Source organism: Nocardiopsis sp. iso_25 (assembly GCF_056173305.1).
This window is the reverse complement of record NZ_CM149667.1, coordinates 5,177,246-5,189,450: the sequence shown is the minus strand read 5'-3', so window position 1 is coordinate 5,189,450 and position 12,205 is coordinate 5,177,246. Positions and strand designations below refer to the sequence as shown.

The 12,205-nt window shown below is 72.7% G+C and carries 8 protein-coding genes; all 8 read left to right on the top strand.

From position 1 onward, the window contains the following. The first annotated feature begins 28 nt into the window (after positions 1-28). The 8 genes from AC0VX6_RS22270 (at position 29) to AC0VX6_RS22235 (ending at position 12,201) form a co-directional block, all read left to right on the top strand. Positions 29-1,474, top strand: a complete 1,446-nt coding sequence (locus AC0VX6_RS22270) for a PucR family transcriptional regulator (RefSeq protein ID WP_274974510.1) — start codon at positions 29-31, stop codon at positions 1,472-1,474. Positions 1,475-1,634: 160 nt separating this feature from the next. After that, positions 1,635-4,745, top strand: coding sequence for a DNA helicase (locus tag AC0VX6_RS22265; protein WP_475465928.1), 3,111 nt, complete (start codon positions 1,635-1,637; stop codon positions 4,743-4,745). A gap of 132 nt (positions 4,746-4,877) precedes the next feature. Then, positions 4,878-5,759 carry an Fpg/Nei family DNA glycosylase gene (locus tag AC0VX6_RS22260; protein WP_274974508.1) on the top strand — a complete coding sequence of 294 codons (882 nt, stop codon included), beginning with the start codon at positions 4,878-4,880 and terminating at the stop codon, positions 5,757-5,759. 121 nt (positions 5,760-5,880) lie between these two features. Beyond that, positions 5,881-6,900 (top strand): LacI family DNA-binding transcriptional regulator, encoded by a 1,020-nt coding sequence (locus tag AC0VX6_RS22255; protein WP_274974507.1) that lies wholly within the window; start codon positions 5,881-5,883, stop codon positions 6,898-6,900. Between the two features lie 549 nt (positions 6,901-7,449). Beyond that, positions 7,450-9,153, top strand: a complete 1,704-nt coding sequence (locus AC0VX6_RS22250) for an ABC transporter substrate-binding protein (protein WP_274978221.1) — start codon at positions 7,450-7,452, stop codon at positions 9,151-9,153. Positions 9,154-9,344: 191 nt separating this feature from the next. Beyond that, entirely contained in the window at positions 9,345-10,340 is a 996-nt protein-coding gene (locus AC0VX6_RS22245; RefSeq protein ID WP_274974506.1) for an ABC transporter permease, read from the top strand. After that, positions 10,337-11,245 carry an ABC transporter permease gene (locus AC0VX6_RS22240; RefSeq protein WP_274974505.1) on the top strand — a complete coding sequence of 303 codons (909 nt, stop codon included), beginning with the start codon at positions 10,337-10,339 and terminating at the stop codon, positions 11,243-11,245. Before AC0VX6_RS22245 ends, AC0VX6_RS22240 begins: the two co-directional genes overlap by 4 nt. Continuing rightward, positions 11,245-12,201 carry an ABC transporter ATP-binding protein gene (locus AC0VX6_RS22235; protein WP_475465925.1) on the top strand — a complete coding sequence of 319 codons (957 nt, stop codon included), beginning with the start codon at positions 11,245-11,247 and terminating at the stop codon, positions 12,199-12,201. Before AC0VX6_RS22240 ends, AC0VX6_RS22235 begins: the two co-directional genes overlap by 1 nt. Positions 12,202-12,205 lie beyond the last annotated feature (4 nt).

The window sequence follows — 12,205 nt, the reverse complement described above, 5'->3', positions numbered from 1 at the left end:
GCCGGCGGCCGAAGTGGAGGGGGAGCCGATGCCACCGACCCTGGGGGCACTGATGCGCACGCCCCGCCTGCGCCTGAACCTGCTCACCGGTCAGGAGAACCTGGACCGGCGGGTGGAGTGGGTCGCGGTCAGCGAGCTGGAGGACCCCACGCCCTACCTGGCGGGCGGCGAACTCCTGCTCACCACAGGCGTGCGCTGGGCCACCGGCGTCCCCGACCTGCGCGACTACACGCGCCGCCTGGCCGAGTGCCGCGTCACCGCGCTGGGCTTCGCGGTCGGCGTGGTCCTGGAGCGCACCCCCGAGCCGCTCCGCGAGGCCGCCGCCGAGTTCGGCCTCACGCTGCTGGAGGTGGCCCGGGAGACCCCCTTCATCGCGATCGGCAAGGAGGTGTCCCGGCTCCTGGCCAAGGAGGAGTACGAGGGGCTGAGCAGGGCCTTCGCCGCCCAGCGCGACCTCACCCGCGCCGCGCTCACCGGGGAGTCGGCGATCGTGGACCGGTTGGCCCGCGAACTCGGCGCCTGGGTGCTGCTGCTGTCCGCCGACGGCGCCGCCCGGCACGCCGCCCCCGCCGGGGCCTCCCCCCGCGCCGCCGGACTCGCCGAGGAGCTGGACCGGCTGCGCGAGGCGGGCGTGCGCGCCAGCGTCTCCCTCACCTCGGGCGGTGAACACGTCTCCGTGCAGCCCCTGGCCACCAGCCGACGGGTCCGCGGGTTCCTGGCCGTGGGCACCGGCGGGCGCCTCGGCTCGGACGAGCGCACGCTGGTCAACGCCGCGGTGTCGCTGCTCTCCCTCGAACTGGAGCGCACCGCGCACGATGCCGCGTCCCGGGTGCGCGAGGGGGTGCTCGCGGCGCTGCTCGCCGGGGCGCTGGACCCCCTCCACCCGGGGGCGGAGCGGCTGCGCGGGGTCCTTCCCGCCGAACCCGTCATCGTGGCGGCCGCCGACGGGGCCGGGCCCGCGCACCCGCCCGAGGGCGTCCTGGTCACCGAGCACGACGGCCGCGCCCTGCTGCTGGCCCCCGCCGACACCGCGACGGGGGTGCTCTGCGAGGTCCTGGAGGGGCCGGTCGGGGTGAGCGACCCGTCCCCCTACGCGGAACTGTCCGCGGCGCTGTCCCAGGCCGAGCGCGCGCTGGCCGCCGCGCGCGACGCGGGGGAGGGGCTGCTCCGCGTCGGCGACCTGCCCGGCGGGCTGCTCGGGCTGGCCGACACCCCCGCCGGCGCCCGCATGGCCGGGGACCTGCTCGCCCCGCTGCTGCGTCAGCGCACCTCGGCCGAACTGCTCGCCTCGCTGCGCGCCTACCTCGCGGCCTCGGGCCGGTGGGACGCGGCGTCGGAGGCGCTGGGGGTCCACCGGCACACGCTGCGCTACCGCATGCGGCGCATCCGCGACCTGCTGCCCGGCGACCTGGACGACCCCGACTACCGCACCGAGCTGTGGATCGCCCTGCGCGTCCGCGGAGCCGCGGACTGACCGCCCTCCCGCCCCCCGGTCCCCCTCATCCAGGCGTCGTCACCCGGAGTGAAAGTGGTGACGGGTTCCGGTGTTCGCGGGGTCCGCGAGCGGTCCGTACACCACAATGGCTTGCTGTCGGTGGGTAGTCGGCCGATGACACAGACGTGTGGGGGAGACGTTGAGGTCACTGCGGGACGACGAGGACGAGATCGTGCGCGCGGGCGTGCCGGGGGCGCCGCCGGGAGCCGCCGGCCCCCTCCCCGGGGCGCTCGGCGGCCCGTCGGGCGTCGGCACGGCCTCGCTGCGCTGGAAGCCCCCGATCGACCGTTCCGAGGTGCGCTCCCTGCTGGCCTACCTGCGCGCCTGCCTGCGCCGCGAGGCGGTGCACACCCACGTCGTCCCGGTCGGCGACCTGGGCTCCGACAGCTGCGCGTGCCTGCCCCCGGGCCCCGAGGTGCTCTTCAGCGGGGTCAGGGAGACGCTTCCGCTGCACCCGGAGTCCGTCCGCGTCCTGCGCGCGGCCCACGACCTCGGCCAGTCCGTGCGCTACGGCTACCCGCTCGTGATCCTGGGGGAGGGCGGGGACCGGGCGGCCCTGCCCCTGCTCACCGTCGACGTGCGGATCGCGGACGAGACCGCGGACGCCCCCGCCGGGGCCGGGGACACGCTGGTCCGCGCGGTCGGCCCGCCCGACGTCAACCCCGCGCTCCTGGAACGCCTCGGCCTCACCGACCCCGAGGACCTGTTCGAGCTGCGGACCCGGCTGCGCTCCGGCGCGCCCGACCCCCTGCGGCGCCCCGCGGCCGTCGCCGACCTCGCCGCCAGGATCCGCGCCCTGCTCTCCGGCCTGGAGATCGAGCGGGTGGACGACATCGCACCCCTGGGCACCCGGGGCGCCCCGCGCACCGGGACGGACGGAGCCCACAACGTCGCCGTGCTCTTCCGGGCCGGGCCCGGCGGGGGACGCCCCGACGCCGACGAGCGCGAACCCGTCGGCGTCGAGGGGGTCCTGGCCGACCTCGACCCCTCCGGCCGCGACGGCCTCGACCCCGAGGACGTCAGCGGGACCGCCCTGGAGACCCTGCTCGGACAGCCCTCCCGGACGGCCGGGGCCCCCGGCCCGGCGGCGTCCGGACGGCTCTTCCGCGGCCACCGCGCCGCGACCCGCCGCGGCTGCGCCGACCCCGCCGGAAACGCCGCCGAGCCCCCCGTCCCGATCTCGGCGACCGCCCTCGACCAGTCCCAGTACGCGGTCCTGTGCGCGGCCATGCGCGAGCAGCTCACCGTGGCCGCCGCCCCGCCCGGAAGCGGTGTGCACGACCTGGTCGACGCCCTCGTGCGCACCGCCGTCAGCAACGGCCAGCGCGTCCTGGTGTGCGGACGCACCGAGGCCGACGTCGACGCGGTGCGCCTGCGCGCGGACACCTCCCCCGGGCACCCCGTCGTGCGCGTGGGCGGGGACGGACGGAGCACGGCCGAGGCCGTGCTGCTCACCCGGCTCCTCACCGAGCACTCCCGGAGCCTGCCCGCGGCCCCCGCCGGTTCCGGCGGGGAGGACCCCACCGTCCACTGGACGGACCTGGCCGCGGACTGGGCGGCGGTCCGCGAGGCGTGGCGTGCCATGGACACCATGGCCTCCGGCGGCCACGCGCTCGCCCGTCTGGCGGAGGAGCGCGGCCGGGTCGTCTCCCAGGGGTGGGACCCCGACTCCCTCTTCACGCCGGAGCGGGGCGGGCCCGAGTACTGGCTGCACCGGGCCGAGCGCGCGGGCGCCGGGGGCCTGGCCGGGCTGGCGCACCGCGGCGCCGTCCGCCGCGAACTGGGGGTGGACACCGACCCCGACAGCCTCGCCCGCCTGCGCGCGGTCGCCCGCCTGGAGGGCGAGTGGCGCGCGGCCGTGGACCGGCGCACCCGCTGCGCGCCGCTGAACACGCTCACCGCCGACCTGGCCGACGCCCTCGCCCGGCACCGCAGGTCCAGCTCCGCCTGCCTGCGCGCGGTCGGCGACCCCCGGCTGTGGCGGGGCCGCGCCGCCATCGAGCACCGCCTGGAGAGCCTCAACTGGCACCGCGGCCACGGCTGGCCGGGCCTGGGCGGGCTGCTCGACACCCTGCCCGCGTGGGTGTGCCGCACCGACCAGGTCCGGGCGCTGCAACCCCGGGCGGGCCTGTTCGACCTGGCCGTCGTGGTCGGGGCCGAGCGCACCCGGCTCGCCGAGCTGCTGCCGGTGCTCTACCGCGCCAACCGCGCCGTGGTGTTCGGGGACCCCGCGCACCCGGGACCGGTGAGCGTGCTGGAACCGGACGAGGAGCGCCGCGCGCTGTCCGCCGCCGGTCTGGTCGCGGGCCAGCTGGACGACCGGGGCCTGCGCTACGGCGGCGGTTCGGCGATGCGCGCCCTGTACCGGGCCGCGCCGCCCATGCGGTGGCTGGAGGAGCACGAGGGTGCGCCGCCCCAGCTCGCCGGGGCCGCCTCGCGGCACTGCTACGGGGGAAGGCTCGCGGTGCGCACCCTCCCCGACCCCTCGGCCGGTCCCGCGTTCGAGTGGCGCGACGTCACCGGGGTCTGCGAGGCCGCGCCCGGCGCGTCCTTCGTCAACCGGGACGAGGCCTACCGGGTGGCGGTGGTGGTGGGCGAGCTCGACGACCACCTGCCCCGGGGCCGGGTGGTCGCGGTGGTCGCGCCGACCCAGCCCCAGGCGGCCCTGGTGCGCCGCCTGCTGCGCAGGCGCGTCCTGCGCCACGAGGTGCGGGTGGGCGGACCGGACCTGTTGGCGGACGACCACGATCCGGCGGACGTCACCGTCCTGACGCCGACGCTGGCCTCCGGGGCGCCCGCCGTCGCCGAGCGGCGCGTCCGCCGGATGGGCCACCTGTGGTCGTCGGTGCTCACCCGCACGCGCCAGCGGCTCGTGGTCGTGGGCGACCGCGGGTACTGGTCGGGCGACGACGGCCCGCTGGGCGAGCTGGAGGCGTCGGTGCCGGGCGGTCGCGCGGGGCGGACCGACGCGGCCGCCTCCGCGCTGGTCAGGGAGCTGCGCGGGGTGGGGGCGGAGGTGACCCTCCAGCAGACGGTCGAGGGCTGGACCGCCGACATGGTGGTCCGGTTCGGCTCCCGCCGACTGCTGCTCCTGCTCGACCGGGAGCCAGACGGCCGCTCCCTGCGCTGGCTGCTCGCCCGCGGGGAGACGCTCAACCGCACCACGGGGGACCCCGTGGTCGTGGTGCCCGCCTGGCGCTGCCTGGCCGACCCGCGCGCCCTGGTGGAGGAGATCCTCACCGCCCACTGACCCGCCGGGCGGCCCCCGCCGGGGCCGGACGCCGACCGGACCGGCGGACGGGGCGGGCGCACTACCCTGGAGCCCGATGTCCGGAAAAGCGGTGTTCACGCCGCCCCGGGCGGACGGGGGAGGAGAGGACCGGTGCCCGAGGGCCACACGCTGCACCGCCTGGCAGCGCACTTCGACAAGACCTTCGGCGGCGGCGCGGTACGCGCCAGCAGCCCGCAGGGGCGCTTCGCCGACGGCGCCGCCCGGATCGACGGCCGGGTCCTCACCGAGAGCGAGGCCCACGGCAAGCACCTCTTCCTGGGGTTCGACTCGGGGGAGTGGCTGCGGGTCCACCTGGGCCTGTACGGCGCCTGGTCCTTCGGCGACGCCGACGGCGAACGCCACCTGGGCGCGCCGCGGGCCGCCGGCGGCGCCCGCCGGGAGCTGCTCCGCGACGCCGAGGGCTTCGCCGTGCCGCCCGAACCCGTCGGGGCGGTGCGCGCCCGTCTGGTCAACTCCTCCGGCTGGGCCGACCTGCGCGGCCCCTCGGCCTGCGAGGTCGTCACCGAGGACGACAAGCGCGCCGTCCAGGACAGGCTGGGACCCGACCCCCTGCGCGACGACGCCGACCCCGAGCGCGCCTGGCGCGTGGTCAGCCGCTCCCGGACCAGCATCGCCGCGCTCCTCATGCGCCAGGACGTGGTGGCGGGCATCGGCAACATCTACCGCGCGGAGTCGCTGTTCCGGGCGGGCCTGGACCCGATGACCCCGGGCCGCGACCTCACGGCCGGGCAGTGGTCGCGGCTGTGGGACGACCTGTCGGGCCTGCTCCGCGACGGCGTGCGGGACGGCTACATCATCACCACCCTGCCCGAGCACCGACCCGACCCGGACGCGCGCCCCGTGCCCCGGCCCGACAGCCTCTACGTGTGCTACCGGACCGGCGAACCCTGCCGGGTGTGCTCCTCGCCGGTCGCCTCCGCCGAACTGGCCGGACGCACCCTCTACTGGTGCCCCCGGTGTCAGGGAGTTTGATAGCTTTCGTGAGTTAAGTACCCATTTGTCGGGTTAGATGCCAAGGTCATGCAGTACAATCCCGAACCGTCTGCTTAACCGGTTCAGCATTGTGTGATCAGGGGGACGAATGGGGGGTTTGATGCGGCGTCCGACCATCATGGACATCGCCAAGGCCGCGGGGGTGTCCAAGGGGGCCGTGTCCTACGCGCTCAACGGGCGTCCGGGGGTCTCGGAGGAGACCCGAAGACGCATCCTGGCGATCGCCAGCGACCTCGGCTGGGCGCCCAGCAGCCCGGCGCGCGCACTCGCCCCCGGCGGCCGGATCGGGGCGGTCGGCCTCGTGGTCGACCGGCCCGCCCACTCCCTGGGGCTGGAACCCTTCTTCATGCAGCTGGTCTCGGGGATCGAGGCCGAGCTGGCCTCCTCCGGGGTCGACCTGTTGTTACAGGTCACCGAGGACATGGGCGCCGAGATCGCGTCCTACCGCCGCTGGTCGTCCGAACGCCGGGTGGACGGCGTGATCATGGTCGACCTGCGCGTGGGCGACCCGCGCGTCCAGGTCGTCGAGGAGCTCCCGCTGCCCGCCGTCGTCCTCGGCGGACCCGAGGGCGTGGGCTCCCTGCCGTACCTGCACACCGACGACGCCACCGCCATGCGCGAGGTCGTCCACTACCTGGCCGCCCTCGGCCACCGGCGCATCGTCCAGGTGGCGGGCCCGGAGAAGTTCGTGCACACCCGCGTACGCACCCAGGCCTTCCTGGACGCGGCGGCCCAGGCCGGACTCAGCGAGGCCCGCTGGGTGCACGCCGACTACACGGGCGAGGGGGGTACGAGGACCACGCGCAAGCTGCTGGCCGCCACCGACCGGCCGACCGCCCTGATCTACGACAACGACCTCATGGCCGTGGCCGGACTGGGCGTGGCCCACGAGATGGGCGTGGACGTGCCCTCGCAGCTGTCCATCGTGGCCTGGGACGACTCGGTGCTGTGCCGCCTGGTCCGCCCCTCGCTGACCGCCATAGTGCGCGACATCGTGTCCTACGGCCGCCAGGCCGCGCTGATGCTGGCCAAAACGATCGAGGGCAAGCCGGTGGCCAACAGCGAGACCTCGCGCGGAGAGCTGCTCCCGCGCGCCAGCACCGGCCCCCTGGGCGCGTGACCCGGCTTCCCCGACCGGCCGCCCGCGGTCGGGGGACGGACCGCGGCCGCCGGGCGCGCGCCCGGTCCGGCGTGTACACCGGGTGAGAGCCCCAGAGCCCGGTGTGGCGCGGACGCCGGGGTTCTCGGCGTGCGCCGCGGCAGTTGTTAACGATGTGAAAACAGGGGCGCGGGTTGCCTCGGTGGTCTCTGCGGCTTTGGTGTCCAAAAGGTGACCGTGAGGGTGCTACCACCCCCTCCCGAGCTGTGGAAGGCTGCGGCGCGTAACGCCCCACGCCGACAGGCCACCGAGGGAGCGAGAACGCCCGTGCGGAACCGGTTCAGCGCTGCCGAACTTACTGACATACCCGCATCTGTGCTGTTACAAGCGAATAACAGCGAAGTGTCGGGCATTGACGCCCTTCCTGTGGACGTGTTGTTGTTAACGTCACTTACCCGGTTCAGCAACGGTCTCGTGCGCTCACCACTGGGAGCGCTCCCACCCTTCCGGTCTCACGGAGGGGACTCCCCCCATAGGCCGGCCGGGTGACAAGGAGGAGTCGAGATGAGAATGCTGCGGCTTCCGGCGGCACTCGCGGCCCTGGCCCTCGCGGTCAGCGCCTGCTCGGGTGGCGGCGGGAACAGCGACGGCGGTTCGGGCCAGTACCCCAGGAACGAGACCCTGTACACCACGGGTACCGCCTGGGAGGCGCCGACCAGCTGGAACCCGATGATGCGGGGCCAGTTCGCGGTCGGCACCAACGGCCTGGTCTACGAGTCGCTCTTCCACTACGACGCGGACGCGGGAGAGTACGTCCACTGGCTCGCCGAGAGCGACGAGTGGACCTCGGAGACCGAGCACGTGATCACCCTGCGCGAGGGCGTCACGTGGAACGACGGCGAACCCTTCGTCGCCCAGGACGTGGTCACCACGCTGGAGCTCGGCCAGGTCTCCGGAGTCCCCTACAGCAACGTCTGGGACTACATCGAGAGCGTCGAGGCCACCGACGAGCGCACGGTCACCGTCACCTTCTCGGAGAGCCGTCCGCAGGAGTGGATGAACTGGGCCTACTCCAACCCCATCGTCCCGGACCACATCTGGGCCGACATGGAGGAGACCCAGATCACCGACAGCCCCAACGAGAACCCGGTCGGCACCGGCCCCTACGTCTACGAGTCGCACACCGACGACCGCATGGTCTGGGAGCGCAACGACGAGTGGTGGGCCGTCGACGCCCTCGACATGACGATGGACGCCCGCTACATCGTCGACATCGTCAACGCCTCCAACGAGGTGACGATGGGCATGCTGAACCAGGGCGAGGTCGACCTCTCCAACAACTTCCTGCCCGGCATCGACCAGGTCCTCAACAGCAACGAGACCATCACCAGCTTCTACGACGGCCCGCCGTACATGAAGAGCGCCAACACGGCGTGGCTCATCCCGAACCACACCCGTGAGCCGCTCAACGACACGGCGTTCCGCCAGGCCCTGGCCCACTCGATCAACATCACCCAGATCGTCGAGGGCCCGTACGCCAACCTGGTCCAGGCGGCCAACCCCACGGGACTGCTGCCCGAGTGGGACGCCTACATCGACCACGAGCTGGTCGAGCGGGAGGGCTTCACCTACGACGCGGACGAGTCCGTGGCCATCCTCGAAGAGGCCGGCTACATGGACGAGGACGGCGACGGCTTCGTCGAGACCCCCGACGGCGAGCCCATCGCGCTGACCCTCGCGGTCCCCTCCGGCTGGACCGACTGGATGGAGGCCGCCCGCATCATCGAGCAGAACGCCCAGGACGTCGGCATCAACATCACGGCCGAGTTCCCCGACGCGGGCCTGCTCGACGACAACCGCAACTCCGGTGAGTTCGACCTGGTCATCAACAACGCCCGGCAGCTGAGCAACTCGCCGTGGACCTACTACGACTACCTCTACCAGCTGCCCATCCAGGAGCAGCAGACCACGGTGAACTTCCACCGCTACGAGAGCGACGAGGCGTGGGCCCTCACCGAGGAGCTCGCCCGGGTCCCCGCTGACGACGTCGAGGCCGCGGCCGAGGTCACCTCGCAGCTCCAGGAGCACTTCCTGGCCGAGCTGCCGACCATCCCGCTCTGGTACAACGGCCAGTGGTCGCAGGCCAACAACAGCGCCTGGACCAACTGGCCCAGTGAGGCCGAGGGCACGCCCAACAGCCCCGCGGTGATGTGGGAGGGCTGGTACGAGCTCGGCGGGGTCGAGACCCTCGCCTCGATCGAACCGGTCGAGTAGGGGAGGGGGAGCGACCTCCCCCCGTCCACCCCGCTGACCACTCCCCGACCCCGGCCGCGGCACGGCGCGAAAGAGCCCGGCCGGGGGACGCCCCGGGAGAGCGGGCGCGGCACGGAACACCCCCCACAGGGTCCGCGCCGCGCCCCCTCCGGGGCCACTCGACTGTCCGCCGCCATCACCTGGAGGAACGTGTGTGGCGCTATATCGGTCGTAAGCTCTTCGTCTACCTGCTTACGTTCATCGTCGCGGTCACCATCAACTGGATGATTCCGCGCTTCATGCCCGGCGACCCCATCCGCAACATGCTCTCCCGGGCCTCGGTGGGCGACCCCGAGGCCCTGGCCGCCATGACCTCGTACTACGAGGAGGTCTTCGGCCTCGACAAGCCGCTGCACGAGCAGTACCTGAGCTTCTGGGCGGGCCTGTTCCAGGGGGACCTGGGCATCAGCGTGATGCTCTACCCCGAGCCGGTCACCGACGTCATCATGAGGGCGGTCCCCTACACCCTGGGACTGCTGCTCCCCGCGATCCTGCTCAGCTGGATCATCGGCAACCGCTTCGGCGCCTTCGCCGCCCGCAGCAAGGCCCTGGACAACACGGTCCTGCCGGTCGGCTACATCCTCACCGCCACGCCGTACATGTGGCTGGCCCTGCTGCTGGCCTGGAGCCTGGGCATCGTCGCCGGGATCTTCCCGACCTCGGGCGGCTACAGCTTCTCCCTGCGCCCCGAGTTCAGCTGGCTGTTCATCTCCAACCTGATCACCCACTGGTTCCTGCCGTTCCTGTCCATGTTCCTGGTGGCGCTCGGCGGCTGGGCGATCGGCATGCGCAACATGATCATCTACGAACTGGACGCGGACTACTCCAACTACCTCCAGGCCCTCGGCGCCCCGCGCAAGCTGGTCCGGCGCTACGCGTTCCGCAACGCCATGCTGCCGCAGATCACCGGCCTGGCCGTCCAGCTGGGCACGATCATCGCGGGCTCCCTGCTCACCGAGATCGTGTTCAACTACCCCGGCCTCGGCAGCCTCATCCTGGACTCCCTGCAGAACCGCGACTTCTTCCTGCTCCAGGGCGTGTTCCTGTTCGTGGTCATCGGCGTGCTGATCGCCAACTTCATCATCGACATCGTCTACGTGCTGATCGACCCGCGCACCCGGGTCCAGATGACGGGAGGCTCCTCATGACGAACGTCGCCGGAGCTCCGGGCACCGCCGAGAAGGCGGACGCCCCCGAACCGGCCGAGCGCAAGGGCTCCGAGGCCCTGTACTTCGCCCGGCGCAACCCCAAGCTGCTCATCGGCTCGGGTATCGTCCTGGCCTTCCTGCTGCTCGGGATCATCGGCCCCTTCTTCGTCAGCGACAGCCCCAACGAGTACGTCGGCCCCCAGACCCAGCCGCCCAACGGCGAGTACTGGTTCGGTACCACCACGTTCGGCCAGGACATCTGGGCCCAGTTCGTGCACGGCGTGCGCGCCACGTTCATCATCGGCCTGTTCGGCGGCGGCATCGCCTTCGTCATCGGCACGGCGGTCGGCTTCGTCGCCGGGTACAAGGGCGGGATCGTCGACGAGATCCTCAACATGATCACGAACGTGGTCCTGGTTCTGCCCGCGATGGTCGTGCTCATCGTCGCGATCGCCTACCTGGACGCGCGCGGCCTGTTCGTGCAGGGCCTGTTCATCGGCCTGACCGCCTGGCCGTGGGCGGCCCGCGCGGTCCGTTCGCAGGCGCTGTCCCTGGCCACCCGCGACTACGTGGACCTGGCCCGGCTGAGCGGTCGGCGCACCTGGAAGATCATCACCGCCGAGATCGCGCCCAACATGAGCTCGTACCTGGTGATGGCCTTCATCCTCCAGTTCGGCGGCGCGGTCCTCACCGCGGCCGGCCTGGACTTCATCGGCCTCGGCCCCTCCAACGGCGTGTCCCTCGGACTGATGCTGGAGAGCGCCGTCGCCTGGAGCGCGCTCACCCTCGGCATGTGGTGGTGGTTCATCCCGCCGGGTCTCGGCATCACCGTGATCGTGGGCTCGCTGTACATCCTCAACGTCGGGTTGGACGAGGTCTTCAACCCCAAGCTGCGGGAGCTGTGATGACCCTGCGCGTCAAGGACCTGAAGGTCTACTACCAGACCCTGCGCGGGGACGTCCACGCCCTCGACGGCGTCACGTTCGACCTCGCCGACGGGGAGATCATGGGCCTGGCCGGGGAGTCCGGCTGCGGCAAGACCACCCTGGGCAAGAGCCTGATCCGCCTGGACTCGCGGATGCGCCACGTCGGCGGCACGATCGAGCTGGACGGCAAGGACGTGCCCATCGCCGACGACCAGGCGATGGTGCCCCTGCGGTACCACGAGATCTCGCTCATCCCGCAGTACGCGATGAGCGCCCTCAACCCGACCCGCAAGATCGGGAGGATGATCAACGAGCTGCTGCGCGCTCGCGGCGTGCGGCCCGCCGACATCACCGAGGAGCTCCACCGCCGCCTGGAACTGGTCGGCCTGGACACCGACGTGCTCAACCGGTTCCCGATCGAGCTGTCCGGCGGCATGAAGCAGCGCGTCGTCATGGTCATCTCGACCCTGCTCAACCCGTCGCTGCTGATCGCCGACGAGGTCACCTCGGCCCTGGACGTGTCCACCCAGCGCTCCGTCGCGGAGTCGATGGTGGAGTTCCGCGACCGGGGCTACATCAAGAGCATGGTCTTCGTGACCCACGACATCTCGCTCGTGTACCAGATGGCGGACACGATCATGGTGATGTACGCGGGCCACATCGTGGAGAAGGCCGCCGCGGGCACCATCATCAACGAGCCCAAGCACCCCTACACCCAGATGCTCATCGGGGCGCTGCCCGAGGTCGGGTCCACCTCCACCGTGCAGGGGGGCCGCCTGGAGGGCATTCCCGGCACCCCGCCGGGGCTGCTCAACCCGCCCACCGGCTGCCGGTTCAAGGACCGCTGCCCGATGGCGTTCTCCAAGTGCTCCGAACAGCCGCCGCTGGTGGAGATCGAACCCGGCCACTGGGCCGCCTGCTGGAAGACGGGGTGAGGTA